At 71.8% G+C, this 14,938-nt stretch carries 15 protein-coding genes and 2 pseudogenes; 10 read left to right on the top strand and 7 right to left on the bottom strand.

All coding sequences use genetic code 11. The features are described 5' to 3' along the window. A pseudogene (locus ACRYR2_RS05485) lies at nt 1–583 on the top strand (hypothetical protein); the annotation flags it as partial. Between the two features lie 84 nt (nt 584–667). On the opposite strand, the gene ACRYR2_RS05480 reads toward ACRYR2_RS05485, so the two are convergent. Continuing rightward, nucleotides 668–1,489, bottom strand: a complete 822-nt coding sequence (locus ACRYR2_RS05480; protein WP_432561818.1) for an IclR family transcriptional regulator — start codon at nt 1,487–1,489, stop codon at nt 668–670. Between the two features lie 224 nt (nt 1,490–1,713). Next, the gene (locus ACRYR2_RS05475; protein ID WP_432561817.1) at nt 1,714–2,664 is read right to left on the bottom strand and encodes a DHH family phosphoesterase; all 951 of its coding nucleotides are present in this window, start codon (nt 2,662–2,664) and stop codon (nt 1,714–1,716) included. Nucleotides 2,665–2,862: 198 nt separating this feature from the next. Between ACRYR2_RS05475 and ACRYR2_RS05470 the strand changes: the two genes are divergently transcribed. The 4 genes from ACRYR2_RS05470 to ACRYR2_RS05455 are packed head-to-tail and all read left to right on the top strand — an operon-like array spanning nt 2,863 to nt 6,414. Next, nucleotides 2,863–3,192: an L-rhamnose mutarotase gene (locus ACRYR2_RS05470; RefSeq protein WP_432561816.1), complete on the top strand. Its 330-nt coding sequence runs from the start codon at nt 2,863–2,865 to the stop codon at nt 3,190–3,192. A 17-nt stretch (nt 3,193–3,209) separates the two neighbouring features. Further along, the gene (locus ACRYR2_RS05465; RefSeq protein ID WP_432561815.1) at nt 3,210–4,502 is read left to right on the top strand and encodes an MFS transporter; all 1,293 of its coding nucleotides are present in this window, start codon (nt 3,210–3,212) and stop codon (nt 4,500–4,502) included. Between the two features lie 29 nt (nt 4,503–4,531). Continuing rightward, nucleotides 4,532–5,533 carry a LacI family DNA-binding transcriptional regulator gene (locus ACRYR2_RS05460; RefSeq protein ID WP_432561814.1) on the top strand — a complete coding sequence of 334 codons (1,002 nt, stop codon included), beginning with the start codon at nt 4,532–4,534 and terminating at the stop codon, nt 5,531–5,533. Between the two features lie 38 nt (nt 5,534–5,571). Next, entirely contained in the window at nt 5,572–6,414 is an 843-nt protein-coding gene (locus tag ACRYR2_RS05455) for a helix-turn-helix transcriptional regulator (protein ID WP_432561813.1), read from the top strand. A gap of 17 nt (nt 6,415–6,431) precedes the next feature. Here ACRYR2_RS05455 and ACRYR2_RS05450 read toward each other — a convergent pair whose 3' ends face one another. After that, entirely contained in the window at nt 6,432–6,836 is a 405-nt protein-coding gene (locus ACRYR2_RS05450) for a VOC family protein (protein WP_432561812.1), read from the bottom strand. An 86-nt stretch (nt 6,837–6,922) separates the two neighbouring features. On the opposite strand from ACRYR2_RS05450, the gene ACRYR2_RS05445 reads away from it, so the two are divergent. Then, complete coding sequence (locus ACRYR2_RS05445) at nt 6,923–7,519, top strand: TetR/AcrR family transcriptional regulator (protein WP_432561811.1); 597 nt, start codon at nt 6,923–6,925, stop codon at nt 7,517–7,519. Here the strand turns inward: ACRYR2_RS05445 and ACRYR2_RS05440 are convergent. Together ACRYR2_RS05440 and ACRYR2_RS25020 are read right to left on the bottom strand one after the other, a co-directional pair. Beyond that, complete coding sequence (locus tag ACRYR2_RS05440; protein WP_432561810.1) at nt 7,486–8,361, bottom strand: NAD(P)H-binding protein; 876 nt, start codon at nt 8,359–8,361, stop codon at nt 7,486–7,488. The two genes, ACRYR2_RS05445 and ACRYR2_RS05440, sit on opposite strands and share 34 nt — an antisense overlap. Before the next feature lie 74 nt (nt 8,362–8,435). Continuing rightward, a pseudogene (locus tag ACRYR2_RS25020) lies at nt 8,436–8,576 on the bottom strand (ATP-binding protein); the annotation flags it as partial. A 718-nt stretch (nt 8,577–9,294) separates the two neighbouring features. Between ACRYR2_RS25020 and nrdH the strand changes: the two are divergent. The 4 genes from nrdH to nrdF all read left to right on the top strand — a co-directional run bounded on the left by nrdH (nt 9,295) and on the right by nrdF (nt 13,146). Continuing rightward, the gene (nrdH, locus tag ACRYR2_RS05435) at nt 9,295–9,534 is read left to right on the top strand and encodes a glutaredoxin-like protein NrdH (protein ID WP_179750297.1); all 240 of its coding nucleotides are present in this window, start codon (nt 9,295–9,297) and stop codon (nt 9,532–9,534) included. A gap of 34 nt (nt 9,535–9,568) precedes the next feature. Continuing rightward, complete coding sequence (gene nrdI / locus ACRYR2_RS05430; protein ID WP_432561809.1) at nt 9,569–9,967, top strand: class Ib ribonucleoside-diphosphate reductase assembly flavoprotein NrdI; 399 nt, start codon at nt 9,569–9,571, stop codon at nt 9,965–9,967. Between the two features lie 83 nt (nt 9,968–10,050). Then, on the top strand, nt 10,051–12,132 hold the full coding sequence (gene nrdE / locus ACRYR2_RS05425; RefSeq protein WP_432561826.1) for a class 1b ribonucleoside-diphosphate reductase subunit alpha: 2,082 nt from the start codon (nt 10,051–10,053) through the stop codon (nt 12,130–12,132). Nucleotides 12,133–12,174: 42 nt separating this feature from the next. Continuing rightward, complete coding sequence (gene nrdF, locus ACRYR2_RS05420; RefSeq protein ID WP_432561808.1) at nt 12,175–13,146, top strand: class 1b ribonucleoside-diphosphate reductase subunit beta; 972 nt, start codon at nt 12,175–12,177, stop codon at nt 13,144–13,146. A 42-nt stretch (nt 13,147–13,188) separates the two neighbouring features. On the opposite strand, the gene ACRYR2_RS05415 is transcribed toward nrdF, so the two are convergent. Beyond that, entirely contained in the window at nt 13,189–14,127 is a 939-nt protein-coding gene (locus ACRYR2_RS05415; protein WP_432561807.1) for a S1C family serine protease, read from the bottom strand. Between the two features lie 59 nt (nt 14,128–14,186). Next, complete coding sequence (locus tag ACRYR2_RS05410; RefSeq protein ID WP_432561806.1) at nt 14,187–14,930, bottom strand: FadR/GntR family transcriptional regulator; 744 nt, start codon at nt 14,928–14,930, stop codon at nt 14,187–14,189. Nucleotides 14,931–14,938: the final 8 nt, after the last annotated feature.

Below are 14,938 nucleotides of genomic sequence, written 5' to 3'. Positions count from 1 at the left end.
GGGGGGGGACGTGGAGGCGGCGCAACGGCACGTCGACGCGGCGCTGGAGCTGGCCCGGGTCGAGGGTGCGCCCCTGGTGCGGACGTTCGCGGAGTTCTTCACGGCCCTGCGCGCGGCCCTGACCGGCGGTTCCCTGCCGGTGGTGGTGGACGGTTACCGGCGCGCCGCGGCGGGGCTGGAGGGTTCCGGCATGCCGGGGATGGCCGACGGGCTCCTGCAGGCCGCGGTGGCGGCCGCACACGTCCAGCACGGTTCCGCGGTGCCGGCCTGGTGCGCGGCCGGGCCGTGGCGGGCGTGGATCGAACCGCTGGTGCTGATCGGGCGTGGGCGTCTCGAGGAGGCCCGCCGGGCGGTCGCGGCCGCGGGAGAACCGTCGCCGGGGCACCTGGAGGACCTGCTGTGGTGCTTCGTCGGGGCCGCCGCGGCCGACCTCGGGGACGCGGGCGTGGCGCGCGCGGTGCTGGCACGGCTGGAGCCGGTCGAGGGCGAGTTCGCCGGTGCGGGCAGCGGGTTGCTGACGGCCGGCCCGGTGGCGGGTTTCACCTCACGCCTGCGCGAGGTGCCCGACCACCCCAGTGCTTGATCACCGAAGTGCTTGATCACCGAAGTGCTTGATCACGGTGATCGAGCGCTTCGGTGCTCAGGCGGTCCTCGCGGTGGTGGCGGGTCAGCGGATCCCGGCGGCGCGCAGTTCCCGGGCCAGCCGCCCGGCGTGCCGGGTGAGGATCTCCGCGACCCGCTCGACCTCCTCGTCGGTGGCGATGTCGGCGGGCAGGCTGCAGCTGATGGCGTCGGTGGCGGGGATCCGGTACTCGACGCGGGTGCCGACGCACACGGTGCCGGGCAGGTTCTGCCCGCGTTCCAGCGCCCAGCCGCGGGCCCGGACCTCGGCCAGTTCGGCGTCGAGGGCGGCGCGGTCGGCCACGGTGTCGGGGGTCAGCTGCGGCAGGTCGTCGCCGGGCAGCAGGTCGTCGAGCTCGGCGGCCGTGCGTTCGGCCAGCAGCGCCTTGCCCAGCGACGTGGCGTAGGCGGGCAGGAACCGCCCGACGCGGGAGTGCCCGCGGTGGGCGTCGGCCGCCTCGCGGGTGGCCAGGTAGACCACGTTGCCGCCCTCCAGGCGCGCGATGTGCGTCGTGCAGCGCGTCTCGTCGCGGACGGCCTCGACGGTGGCCAGGGCGAGCGGCAGGGCGGGGTCGCGGTCGAGGTAGGCGGTGCCGGTGAGCAGCGCCTGCGATCCGATGCCGTACCCGCCGGCCCCGGACCCGGACGCGGCGGGCGGTTCGATCCAGTCCAGGTCGACGAGGGTGCGCAGCAGGGCGTGCAGGCTGGAGCGCGGGTACCCGGTGCGTTCCTGCAGCTGGGCCACGCTGAGCACGTAGGGCGGCTGGGCCAGTGCCTGCAGGATCCGGACGGTCCGCTCGGCGGACTTCACCGGTCCGCGTCCGGCGCCTTCGGACTCCGGATCGATCTCGACGGGCTGAGCTGCCATCACCGCCACCTCCTCGGACCGGAGTCTAGAGGTAGTCGTCCAGCGCGTGCGGCGTTCACGGACGTGGACAGTCGTCAGCGGGGCGGTGGGGCCGGGAGCGCGTACCGGTGGTCAGGCGTCACCCCGTGTCTCCACCGCAGCGGTGTGCACCACTCCGCTCGCCCCTCCAGACGCCCGACCCCACCGCACTCCGTGTCTACCGCACCGGCGTGGCCGGCAGGAACTCAGGCGTCGCTGCGGAGCTTGCCGACGAGTTCTCCCAGGACGCGCTCGGCGTCCTCGTGCGGCACCTGGCAGGTGCCGGCGGCCAGGTGGCCACCCCCGCCGTACTGCAGGCACACGCCGCCGACGTCGACCGGGGAGGTGCGGTCGACGATGGACTTGCCGACGGCGAACACGGTGTTCTGCCTGGCCCGGCCCCACATGACGTGCATCGAGACCCGGGCCTGCGGGAAGAGCGCGTAGACGAAGAACCGGTTGCCCGCGTGGATCGTCTCCTCCTCGCGCAGGTCCAGGACCGCGACGTCGCCGTGCAGGGTCGTGACCCGCTCCAGCTGGGCCCTGAACAGCTCCGCCTGGGCGCGGTAGAGGTCGACGCGCTCGGCGACGTCGGGCAGGGCGAGGATCTCCTCGACGTCCTGGTAGTCGATGCAGCTGTCGATGAGCTGCATCATCAACTGGTAGTTGGAGATGCGGAAGTCGCGGAACCGCCCCAGGCCGGTGCGCGAGTCCATGAGGAAGTTCAGCAGCGTCCAGCCGGTCGGGTCGAGGATCTCCGCGACGTCGTACTGCGCGGAGTCGGCCTGGTCGACGGCCCGCATGAGCTCGTCGGAGATCTTCGGGAAGCGCGCCGCGCCGCCGAAGTGGTCGAAGACGACCCGGGCGGCCGAGGGGGCGTCGGCGTCGATGACGTGGTTGGCCCGCTGCCCGTTGCGCAGCGTCTCGGAGTGGTGGTGGTCGAAGACCAGGTGCGCCCGCGGGTCGTAGGGCAGGTTCGTGAGGATGTCGCGACCGGTGATCTCGACGGCACCGTCCTGGACGTCCTTGGGGTGCACGAAGGTGATCTCGTCGACCAGGTCGAGCTGGCGCAGCAGGACGGCGCAGACCAGTCCGTCGAAGTCGCTGCGGGTCACGAGGCGGTAGGTGTCGCTCACACCCGGGTGATCGGCGCTCACGGAGCCGATCTTGACGGTTGGCGTGCCGGACGTCGCCCGGACGGGTGTCCGGGAGACCCGGCCACGAATCGTTTCAACGACACCGCTGCGCGGGTCGGCTCGCACGCTTGACGTTCCGGTTCGTCCGCTCCACACTCGGGACGCCCGCTTGAATCGTGTCAGAGCGGGTGGGCGGGTCGACGAGGACCGGAGGAACGCGTGACCGAACGAGCCTGCTTCCTGCTGCACCTGAAGCCGGAGCTGGTGACCGAGTACCTGCAGGTCCACGAGCAGGTGTGGCCGGAGGTGCTCGAGGCGCTGACGCGCACCGGGTGGCGCAACTACTCCCTCTTCCTGCGGGCCGACGACGGCCTCGTCGTGGGGTACTGCGAGACCGACGACTTCGAGGCCACGACCGCGGCCATGGACCGCGAGGAGGTCTCGGCCCGGTGGGAGGCGACGATGTCGCGGTTCTTCCAGCCCGCCCCGGCCGCGGCGGCCGGTGAGCGGCCCCGGGAACGCCTCGTGGAGTACTTCCACCTCGACTGACGACGGAGGGACGGGCGATGGCGCTCGGAGCACGGTCCACCACGGGGTGGGGGGCGACGATCGCCGTCGCCATGTCGAACTACATCGAGGCCGGCTCGATCATCGCGATCGCGGTCAGCCTGACGAACTGGCAGGAGCGCTTCGGCGTCGGCGACGTGGCCGTCGGTCTGCTGGCCGCGCTGTCGGCCAACGCCTTCGGCGCCGCCGCCGGGGCGGCGGTCGGCGGCCCGCTGTGCGACCGGCTGGGCCGCAAGTTCATCTACACCTACGACCTCGTCCTCTACATGGTCGGCGTCCTGCTGGCGACGTTCGCGCAGAACTACACGATGCTGCTCGTGGCGTTCGTCCTGACCGGGATCGCCGTCGGCGCGGGAGTTCCCGCCTCCTGGACCTACATCGCCGAGGAGGCACCCGCGCAGCACCGGGCCCGGCACGTCGGGACCGCGCAGCTGGCCTGGTCGCTGGGGCCCGTGGTGGGTTTCGCGCTCGCCGTCGCCCTCGGGGACCTGGGGCTGCTGGGGAACCGGATCATCTTCGCGCACCTGTTCGTGGTGGCCGCGATCACCTGGTGGGTCCGGCAGGGACTGCCGGAGTCGGCGATCTGGAAGGACGAGCGCGAGGTCGCCCCGGTCCGCGGCCGGGGACTGCGCGGGCTGTTCTCGCGGCGGGCCAACCTCACGGCGCTGCTGTTCCTGTTCGGCGTCTACGCCTTCTGGAACACCGTGGCCGGGCAGGCCGGGATCTTCATGCCGCGGGTCTACCAGGCGGCCGGGGTGCAGAGCGCGACCGAGCAGAACCTGCTGCAGGTGCTCGTCTGGGTCTGCACCTGCCTGGCGACCGTCGTGGGGTTCATGCGCTACGGCGACCGGGTCAGCCGGCGGGTGCTGTACGCCGTCGGTGCGGTGACGGGGATCGTCGCCTGGGCGTTGCTGGTGTTCTCCGACGGGAGCCTGCCCACGTTGCTGGGGTACGCGCTGCTGTGGGGACTGGCGGCCGGGATCGGGGCGCAGGCGTTCTACAGCGTCTGGACCTCGGAACTGTTCGCCACCCCGTACCGGGCCAGCGCGCAGGGCGTCCTCTTCTTCGCCGCCCGCTGCGCGGTGGGTCTGCTGAGCTACTGGTTCCCGACGTTGCTGACGCAACGGGGCGTGCCGTTCGTCGGCACGGTCATGATCGGCCTGCTCGTCGTCGCCGCGGTCGTGGGCACCGTCTTCACCCCGGCCACGCAGGGCAAGACGCTGCAGCAGATCGAGGCCGAGCGGTACGGCGGGGTCATCGACGTGCGCCCGGCCGGCACCGCACGGCGCTGAGACCGGTCGCGGTCTGCGATCCTCACGTCATGGCGACGGTCAAGGAGGTCGCCCAGCGGGCCGGGGTGTCGCTGGGGACGGTGAGCAACGTCCTGAACCGGCCCGAGGTCGTGTCCGAGGCGTTGCGCACCCGGGTGCTGGACGCGATCGCCGAGCTCGGGTTCGTGCGCAACGAGTCGGCCCGGCAGTTGCGGGCCGGGGTCAGCCGCACCATCGCGATGGTCGTCCTGGACGTGGCCAACCCGTTCTTCACCGACGTCATCGCCGGTGCGGAGGAACTGGCCGAACGGCACGACTCCCTCGTGGTGATGTGCAACAGCGCCAACTCGGCCGACCGGGAGGCGCGGCACCTGCGCCGGCTGAACCAGCAGCGCGTGCTGGGGGTGCTGCTGACCCCCGTCCACGACACCGCCAGCCCCGCGCTGACCGAGGTGCGCGAGCACGGCACACCGGTCGTCCTGGTCGACCGCGGCGCGGCCGGGACCGGGCAGTCCTCGGTCGCCGTCGACGACGTCCTCGGCGGCCGGCTGGCCGGCGAGCACCTGGTCGGGGCCGGGCACCGGCGCATCGCCTACGTCGGCACCGCCTCGCCGTTGCGGCAGGTCGCCGAGCGCCTGCGCGGGGTGCGGGAGGCGGTGGGCGGCCACGGCAGCGTCGAGGTCGTCGACACGACGGGGTTGTCGGTGCGGGCGGGGGCGCAGGCCGCGGCCCGGATCCTGGCCGCGCCGGAGTCCGAGCGCCCCACCGCGGTGTTCTGCGCCAACGACCTGCTGGCGATCGGCGTCCTCAACGAGTGCGTGCGCCGCGGGGTCCGGGTTCCGGACGAGCTGGCCGTGGTCGGCTACGACGACATCGGCTTCGCGGCCACCGCGACCGTGCCGCTGACCTCGGTCCGCCAGCCGCGGGAACTGCTCGGCCGCACGGCCGTGGAACTGCTGCTGGCCCAGGTCGAGGGCCGGCCGGCCCAGCAGATCGTCTTCGAACCCGAACTCGTGGTGCGCCGGTCGACGGCGCGGCGGATCACCGGATGACCCCACGGGCACCCGCCCGGCGGTGCGACGATGCGGGCGTGCCCAGGAAGCAGCAGGACGAGCTCGGCGACCTCCTCCGCTCGCGGCGGCGGGACCTCACGCCGGCCGGCGTCGGCCTGGAGGTCACGGGGCGGCGGCGCACCGCGGGGTTGCGGCGCGAGGACGTCGCCCGGCTGGCCTCGATCGGCAGCGACCACTACGCCCGCCTGGAGCAGGGCCGTGTCCAGGCCTCCTGGTCGGTCCTCGACAGGCTCGCTCGCGTGCTGCGGCTGGACGAGCGGGAGCGGGAGCACCTGTTCGCACTGGCCGGGTGGCCCGGGCCCGCTCCTGCGGACCAGGTCCGGGAGGAGGCCGAACCCCGGTTGCGCGGGCTGCTGGAGGACCTGCCGACCACTGCCGGGATCGTCCTGGGGCGCCGCGCCGACGTGCTGGCCTGGAACCCGGCGGCCGCGGCGTTGTTCCTGGACTTCGGCCGGTTGCCCGAGCGGGAGCGCAACTTCGTGCGGCTCGTCTTCACCAACCCCGCCGTGCGGGGGCTGCGCGCCGGCTGGGAGCCCTACGCGCGGGCGTGCGTGGCGCTGTTGCGGCGCGCGGCGGCGAGCGGACCGGACGACCCGCGGCTGCGGGAACTGGTCGCGGACCTGTCGGCGCGCGACCAGGACTTCGAGCGCTGGTGGGGGGAGCACCGCACCGGGTTCCAGGAGTCGGGCCGCAAGACCTTCCGGCACCCGCTCGCCGGGGAGCTGGTGCTCGACTGGTCGTTCCTGGCCGGCACCGCCGATCCCGGTCAGCAGCTGGTGACCTTCGCGGCGGAACCGGGGTCGGCCTCCCACGACGGGCTGAGGTCGCTGCTCGCGGCGCGGGCGGACGCCGGTCGCTGACCCGGACGGTCGTCGGGTCAGGCGTCGGCGAACTCCCCGGCCGGCGGGATCGGGGTGATCACGTCGACCAGGAGTCCCTCCGGCCCGGCCACGATGAAGTGCCGTTGGCCGAAGTCCTCGCTGCGCAGTTCCAGCGCGGGTTCCAGGCCGCCCTCGACGACCATCCGCTGCCACTGCGCGTCGACGTCGGTCACCTCGAGGTTGACGACGACGCCCCGCGCCGTCCGGCGGTACGCCGCGGGAACGGTCGGGTGGTCGTGGGCGACGACGGCGATCTCCTGCGACGGGGCGCTGCGGTGACGCAGGCTGGCGTACCAGCCGGAGTCGAAGACGACCTCGAACCCGAACCAGCGGGTCAGGCAGTCCCGGGCGGCCGCGACGTCACGGCTGAGCAGGACGGGGTAGCAGCTGGTCAGTTCCACGGTGCGACCTCCCTGTCGGGTGCTGGTGCGCCGACGCCAGTTCGCATACCATCGGTATGTCAATGAGGCGGTGGCGAGGAGGTTCCGTGGGAGTCCGCGAGGAGCAGCGCGTGCGCACCCGTGCGCACCTGCTGTCGGTGGCGCACCGGTTGTTCGCCGACCGCGGCTACGCCGACGTCGGGCTGGCCGAGGTCGTCGCGACGGCGGGGGTCACCAAGGGAGCGCTGTACCACCACTTCGACGGCAAGCTGGAGCTGTTCCGGGCCGTCGCCGCCGCCGTGGCGCGGCAGGTGGGGGAGCAGGTCGCCGCCCGCGCCGACGCCGAACCCGACGCCTGGGACGGGTTGCTCGCCGGATGCGAGGAGTTCCTGCGCGCCGCCACCGCCCCCGCCGCCCGCCGGGTCCTGCTGCTCGAGGCCCCCGCCGTCCTGGGCTGGGAGCAGTGGCACGGGCTGGACGAGGTGAACTCGGTGGCGCACCTGCGTCCGGCGCTGGCGCACCTGCTGCCGGACGCGCCGCTGGAACCTCTGGTGCGCACCGTGTCCGGCGCGCTCAACGAATCGGCGAGGTGGATCGCGACGCTGGTCGGCGCCGAGCGCGACCGGGCGCTGGCCGAGTGCGCCGAGGTCGTGCGGCGCCTGCTGACGGGTTACCGGGCGAGCAGCGGTCGCAGCGTCTCGTAGCTCCACGCGCCCAGGGTGGTGGGGGTCGTGGTCTGCGCGGTGCGCGGCTGTTCGGGCCGGAACCCCTCCCGCAGGCCGGTCGACATCCCGAGCACCGCGTCCGCGAACGCCTCGCTCATCCCCGCGCTGCGCATCGCCTCGCGCAGCTCCTCGTCGGCGACGCGCTCGACGGTGAGACGGACTCCCGTCGCCGCCGAGACGACGGCCGCGGCCCCGGACCAGGTGAGGTCCTCCGGGCCGTGCACGGCCTGCACGACGCGACCGGACCAGTCGGGGTTCAGCAGTCGCGTGGCGGCGACCTCGGCGATGTCCCGCGGCGCGACCCAGGCCATCGGGTGGTCGAGGGGCAGGACGACCTGCACCCGGCCGGCGCGGATCGCGTCGAGCTCCAGCAGCAGGTTGGAGAAGAAGAACCCGCAGCGCAGGTGGGTGACCGCCGCGGCGGTGGCGTCGAGGCCCAGTTCGGTACCGGCGAGGCCGTCGATCTCCCCGGCTCCGTGCCGCAGTTCCGCCCCGACACTGCTCTGGAACACGACCCGCCCGATCGCGTTCGCCTCGACGGCCGCGACCACGGCCGCGGTGGCGCGCGCGTGGTCGGCCAGCGGATCCTCACCCGCGACCGGGGGGTCGACCCAGTACAGGGCGTCGACGCCGCGGGTCGCGGCCACCACCTGGGCGGTGTCGAACTGGTCGGCGACCGCGACCTCCACGTGCGGGCGGATCCCCGGTGGCAACCGGTCGGGGTCGCGCACCAGCACCCGGGGTCGCGTCCCGGCCCGGAGCAGCATCGGGACCAGGTGGTGCCCCACGTTGCCCGTCGGTGTCGTCACGGCGATCTGCACGGTCCACTCCTCCTGCCGGGTCCGGGGTCCGGGGTCCGGGGTCTGTCGTCACGGCACCTGCAGCACCGGGTCCCCTCGGTGGTGGTGCGGCACCGCACCGCCGCACCGCGCCCGACCGGCGACCCACCCGAGGCGGTGCGCAGCGGGGCCTGGACGAGGTCGACGTCGGTGACCTCCTCGGTGACGGTGTGCTGGACCTGGATGCGCGGGTCGACCCCTGAGCGCCCGGACGGCGATCCCGCCGCGGTCGGCCACCAGGACCTCGTGGGACATGCCGAGCAGCTCCCGTCGTCGACCGCACCAGCCGGCGCTCCCGGAGCCCGACCGGGGTCGTCGGCTCGGGCTGCGGGGGCACCGGTGCCCAGGGCGTCCACCCTGGCGCTCGCGAGGGGGCCCGGACAAGCGCCGGGTCGGGGGAAGGACCGCCGATGTCCACGGACGGCCCCACCGCCGGTCGCGGGGCGTGCCGCGGGGAGGTGCCGGCGCGCCCTCCCGGGAGGGCTGATCGGGTGCCGGGCGGCGACCGGTCCGCCCCGACATCTGGGGGTGGGATGGCGCCGGAGGCCCCAGGTGTTGTGTACGAGTGTGTGGACGAGGTGGGGACCGGGCTGTGGGTGGCTGTGGAGGACACGCCGACACGACACGACACGCCGATCACGCTCTGTTTATCTCTACTGACAACGAGTGCCGACCAGAGGGGTGGTCCCGCGGTGTCGCCGCAGGTCAGGGGCTTGCGGTCGACCGGCCGTGCCCCGATGGGGCGGGACGGGCGAATAACATCCTTGTCACACACCATCTTGTGCCGGTTTTCCACACGCCCCCCCAGGGGTAGTGTTTGGAGCACCAGCAGGACGGGGCTCGCGAGTCGGAGTCCCGGACGTCACGGCTTCGGCGACTGAACCTGCACGACAGGCCCGAGGGAAGGAACACCCGATGAGCATCACCGTCTACAGCACGCCGTCCTGCGTGCAGTGCAAGGCGACCTACCGCGCGCTCGACCGCAAGGGCCTGGCGTACGAGGTCGTCGACGTGACGGTGGACGCCGACGCGCTGGCGCTGGTCCGCTCCCTCGGGTACGTCCAGGCCCCCGTCGTCGTCGCCGGTGAGGACCACTGGTCGGGCTTCCGCCCCGACCGCATCGACGCGCTGGCCAAGGCCGCCGTCTCCGTCTGACCCGCCCTCCAGCACCACCCCTCGGAGGAGTCCCGTGAAGCCCGGCGTCGTCTACTTCTCGAGCGTCTCCGGCAACACGCACCGCTTCGTCGACAAGCTCCAGCTGGAGCGCCCGGGGCTGCGCATCCCGCTGTACGCGCGTGACGAGCCGTTGCGCGTCACCGACCCGTACGTCCTCATCGTCCCCACCTACGGCGGGGGCGACGGGGTGGGAGCGGTGCCCAAGCAGGTCATCCGCTTCCTCAACGATCCCGCGAACCGTGCCCTCGTCCGAGGGGTCATCGGGGCGGGCAACACCAACTTCGGTGAGCACTACGCCGTGGCCGGCGACATCGTGGCGGCCAAGTGCGGGGTGCCCCACCTGTACCGCTTCGAACTCTTCGGGACACCCGACGACGTGCGCCGCGTGCGCGATGGATTGGACTCGCTGTGACCCTCACCTCCGACGCCACCACCGAGCTGGAGACCGTCCCGGCGCCCGTGGGCGCCTCGCCCAGCTACCACACGCTCAACGCGATGTTGAACCTGTGGGACGACGAGGGCAAGATCCAGTTCGGCGCCGACGTCGAGGCCGCCCGGCAGTACTTCCTCCAGCACGTCATCCCGCGCACGCTGCAGTTCCCCTCCTTCGAGGCGCGGCTGGAGCACATGGTCGAGCACGGCTACTACGAGCAGCACGTCCTGGACCAGTACTCCCCGGAGTTCGTCCGCACGCTGACCGACCGCGCGCACGGCGCGAAGTTCCGCTTCGCCACCTTCCTGGGCGCGTTCAAGTTCTACACGAGCTACGCGCTGAAGAGCTTCGACGGCAAGCACTACCTGGAGAACTTCGAGGACCGCGCGGTCATGACCGCGCTGACGCTGGCCGTGGGGAACGAGGAGCTGGCCACGGCGATCGTCGACGAGGTCATCGCCGGCCGCTTCCAGCCGGCCACGCCGACGTTCCTCAACGCCGGCAAGGGATCGCGCGGCGAGCTCGTCTCGTGCTTCCTGCTGCGCATCGAGGACGACATGGAGTCCATCGGCCGCGGCATCAACTCCGCGCTGCAGCTGTCCAAGCGCGGTGGCGGCGTCGCCCTGCTGCTGAGCAACATCCGCGAGTACGGCGCGCCGATCAAGAAGATCCAGAACCAGTCCTCCGGCGTCATCCCCGTGATGAAGCTGCTGGAGGACTCCTTCTCCTACGCCAACCAGCTCGGTGCCCGCCAGGGCGCCGGTGCGGTGTACCTGTCGGCGCACCACCCCGACATCCTGCGGTTCCTGGACACCAAGCGCGAGAACGCCGACGAGAAGATCCGCATCAAGACGCTGAGCCTGGGCGTCGTGGTCCCGGACATCACCTTCGAGCTCGCCAAGAACAACGAGCCGATGCACCTGTTCTCCCCCTACGACGTGGAGCGCGTGTACGGCAAGCCGTTCGGCGACATCGCCGTCAGCGAGCACTACCGCGAGATGGTGGCCGACGACCGGATCCGCAAGACGCAGATCTCGGCCCGCGAGTTCTTCCAGACCCTCGCCGAGCTGCAGTTCGAGTCCGGCTACCCGTACATCGTGTTCGAGGACACGGTGAACGCGGCCAACCCGATCGCCGGCCGCATCAACATGTCGAATCTGTGCTCGGAGATCCTGCAGGTCAACACGCCCAGCACGCTGGCCGAGGACCTGACGTACTCCGAGATCGGCAAGGACATCTCCTGCAACCTCGGCTCGCTGAACATCGCCCTGGCGATGGACGGCGGCGACCTCGGGCGCAGCGTCGAGACGGCCGTCCGCGCGCTGACCGCGGTCTCGGTGGCCAGCGACATCCAGTCGGTGCCCTCGATCGCCCACGGCAACTCCAAGTCGCACGCCATCGGCCTGGGGCAGATGAACCTGCACGGCTACCTGGCCCGCGAGCGCGTGCACTACGGCAGCGAGGAGGGCATCGACTTCACCAACGTGTACTTCGCGGCGGTGCTGTTCCACGCCCTGCGCGCCAGCAACAACATCGCCATCGAGCGCGGTGAGACCTTCGAGGGCTTCGAGAACTCCCGGTACGCCGACGGGACGTTCTTCGACAAGTACCTCGAGAACGACTTCCTGCCCGCCACCGAGCGCGTCGCGAAGCTGTTCTCCGACGCCGGCATCACGCTGCCGACCCGGGCGGACTGGGCGGGGCTGAAGGCCTCCGTCGTCGAGCACGGCATCTTCAACCAGAACCTGCAGGCCGTCCCGCCGACGGGGTCGATCAGCTACATCAACAACTCGACCTCCTCGATCCACCCGATCGCCTCCAAGATCGAGATCCGCAAGGAGGGCAAGCTCGGCCGCGTGTACTACCCGGCGCCGTTCATGACGAACGACAACCTGGAGTACTACGCCGACGCCTACGAGATCGGCCCCGAGAAGATCATCGACACCTACGCCGCGGCGACGCAGCACGTCGACCAGGGTCTGTCGCTGACGCTGTTCTTCAAGGACACCGCCACCACGCGCGACATCAACCGCGCGCAGATCTACGCCTGGCGCAAGGGCATCAAGACGATCTACTACATCCGCATCCGGCAGATGGCGCTCGAGGGCACCGAGGTCGAGGGCTGCGTCAGCTGCATGCTCTGAGCCTGCTCGGAGCTGTCGCCGACCTGTTGGGAAGAGGGAACCGTGGAGAAGTTGAAGCTCATCGACCGCGTCAACGCGATCAACTGGAACCGCCTCCAGGACGACAAGGACCTGGAGATCTGGAACCGCCTCACCAGCAACTTCTGGTTGCCGGAGAAGGTGCCGCTGTCCAACGACGTCCAGTCGTGGCAGAACCTCAGCCCGCAGGAGCGCACGCTGACGATGCGCGTCTTCACCGGCCTGACCCTGCTGGACACCATCCAGGGCACCGTCGGTGCGGTCTCGCTCATCCCGGACGCGCTGACGCCGCACGAGGAGGCCGTCTACACGAACATCGCGTTCATGGAGTCGGTGCACGCCCGCAGCTACTCCTCGATCTTCTCCACGCTGGCCACGACCCGCGAGATCGACGAGGCCTTCGGGTGGTCGGAGGAGAACGAGGCGCTGCAGCGCAAGGCCGCCATCGTGCTGGACTACTACCACGGTGACGACCCGCTGAAGCGGAAGGTCGCCTCCACGCTGCTGGAGTCGTTCCTCTTCTACTCCGGGTTCTTCCTGCCGATGCACTTCTCCAGCCGCGCGCAGCTGACGAACACCGCCGACCTCGTCCGGCTGATCATCCGCGACGAGGCCGTGCACGGCTACTACATCGGCTACAAGTTCCAGCGCGGTCTCGAACTGGTCGACCAGGCCAGGCGCGACGAGATCAAGGACTACACGTTCGACCTGTTGTACGAGCTCTACGACAACGAGTGCAAGTACACGGCCGACCTCTACGACGGCGTCGGCCTCACCGAGGACGTCAAGACGTTCCTGCACTACAACGCCAACAAGGCGCTCATGAACCTGGGCTACGAGGGGATGTTCCCCTCGGACATGACCAAGGTCGACGCGTCCATCCTGGCCGCGCTGTCCCCGAACGCCGACGAGAACCACGACTTCTTCTCCGGCTCCGGGTCCAGCTACGTCATCGGCAAGGCCGTGGCCACCGAGGACGAGGACTGGGACTTCTGACCCCCTGACCCCCGCCCCCCGGGCGGGGGTCAGGTGACTTCCTCACGCCAGTTCGCGGGGCACGACGACGACGTCGACCAGCGCCCCGTTGCGCCACACCGTGATCTCGACCGGACGGTCGATCGCCCCCTCCACCATGCGGCGCTGGATCTGCGTGGTCGACGTCACCAGCTCCCCGGCCAGCGAGATCACCAGGTCGCCGCGGTGCAACCCGGCGGCTGCGGCCGGTGAGCCCTCCACGACACCCGCGACCTGCATCCCCGTCGGGGTCCCGACCTTCGCCGCCACCGCCGGCGGCAGCGGGACCTGCGCACCGGCGACGCCCAGCCAGGCGCGCCGGAACCGCCCGGTGCTCATGAGCGCGCCGACGATCTCGCGGGTCGTGGAGTTGACCGGCACCGCCAGCCCCAGGCCCACCCCGGCGACGGCGGTGTTCACCCCGACCATCCGGCCGCGCGCGTCCGCGAGCACCCCGCCGGAGTTCCCCGGGTTCAAGGCCGCGTCGGTCTGCACGACCTCGTCGACGACGCGGCCGGCTCGTGTCGGCAGCGAGCGCCCCAGCGCCGAGACGATCCCGGCCGTCACGCTGCCGGCCAGTCCCAGCGGGTTGCCCAGGGCGACGACGAGCTGACCGACCTGCAGTCGCGAGGCGTCCCCGAACTCGACGGGGTCCGGGACGTCGCCGCGGGCGTGCAGGACGGCCAGGTCGGACAGCGGGTCGCGGCCCACGACGTCGGCGCGGACCGTGGTGCCGTCGGTGAAGGCGGCGTCCACGACGTCCACGGGAGGGTCGACACCTTCGACGACGTGCGCGCTGGTGAGCAGGAAACCGTCGGGGGTGATGACCGAGGCGCTGCCGCCACCGGCGCCGCGGGCGTTGCGCACGGCCACGCTCGCGACGCTCGGCAGCACCGTGCGGGCGACGCGCGTGACCACCTCGGAGTAGGCGTCCAGCGCCTCCGGACCAGGGTCGTTGGTCATGGGGAACTCAGCGTCCACCCGGCGACCGACGTTCCCCCGTTCTCCGACGGCGAAGGGGACTACCCCTCGGCGTCGTTGGCGTGCTCGACCCGGTTGCCCGCGGTCGACATGTGCGTCCGCATGGCCGACTGGGCGCCCTGCACGTCGCGGGCGGCGACGGCGTCGAACACGGCCCGGTGCTCGCGGCAGGCGACCTCGGCCTGCTCACGACGGCGCAGGCCACGGTCCACCCACAACCGCAGCAGGCTGCGGGTGGTCTGCAGCAGGTCGGCGAGCACCTCGTTGTCCGAGGCGCGGGCGAGGGTGACGTGGAAGTGGGCGTCGGCCTCGATGAACGCGGGCAGGTCCTCGAGGTTGGCCTCCATCTGCTCCAGCGACTCCTGCAGCGCCTGCAGGCCCTCGGCGCCGATGCGGTCGGCCGCGAGCGCGGCGGCGTGCACCTCCAGGGCGCTGCGCACCTCGGACAGCTGCGAGGTGTGCTGGGCGGAGAGCATCAGGCCCCAGCTCAGCGTCGTGGGCAGCAGCTCGGACATGCTGTCGCGCAGGTACGTGCCCGACCCCGGGCGCACGGTGACGATGCCGAGCACGTCGAGCGCGGCGAGCGCCTCCCGGACCGCCGAGCGGCCGACGCCGAGTTCCTCGGCGAGCTGGCGCTCCGGAGGCAGCCGGGAGCCGGGTGCGAACTGCCCGGAGGACAGCAGGGTGGTCAGCTGACGGACGACCTCGGAGACGGCGCTGCCGCGGGGAACGGCCTTCAGCTCCATCTGCACGAGGGAGGGGTCGTCGCTGCGGAAGGCCGGCACGCCGTCAA

Origin of the sequence: Kineococcus deserti (assembly GCF_050871945.1) — a bacterium.
GTDB lineage: Bacteria > Actinomycetota > Actinomycetes > Actinomycetales > Kineococcaceae > Kineococcus.
The sequence above is the reverse complement of the archived record's forward strand: the minus strand, read 5'-3'. Positions and strand labels throughout refer to the sequence as shown.

Bases quoted from the DNA above. Each gene is read 5' to 3' on its own strand.
- nrdE (WP_432561826.1), top strand. From the start codon at position 10,051: ATGTTGAACCTGTGGGACGACGAGGGCAAGATCCAGTTCGGCGCCGAC.
- ACRYR2_RS05415 (WP_432561807.1), bottom strand. From the start codon at position 14,127: ATGACCAACGACCCTGGTCCGGAGGCGCTGGACGCCTACTCCGAGGTG.
- ACRYR2_RS05465 (WP_432561815.1), top strand. From the start codon at position 3,210: ATGGCGCTCGGAGCACGGTCCACCACGGGGTGGGGGGCGACGATCGCC.
- nrdH (WP_179750297.1), top strand. From the start codon at position 9,295: ATGAGCATCACCGTCTACAGCACGCCGTCCTGCGTGCAGTGCAAGGCG.
- ACRYR2_RS05460 (WP_432561814.1), top strand. From the start codon at position 4,532: ATGGCGACGGTCAAGGAGGTCGCCCAGCGGGCCGGGGTGTCGCTGGGG.
- ACRYR2_RS05480 (WP_432561818.1), bottom strand. From the start codon at position 1,489: ATGGCAGCTCAGCCCGTCGAGATCGATCCGGAGTCCGAAGGCGCCGGA.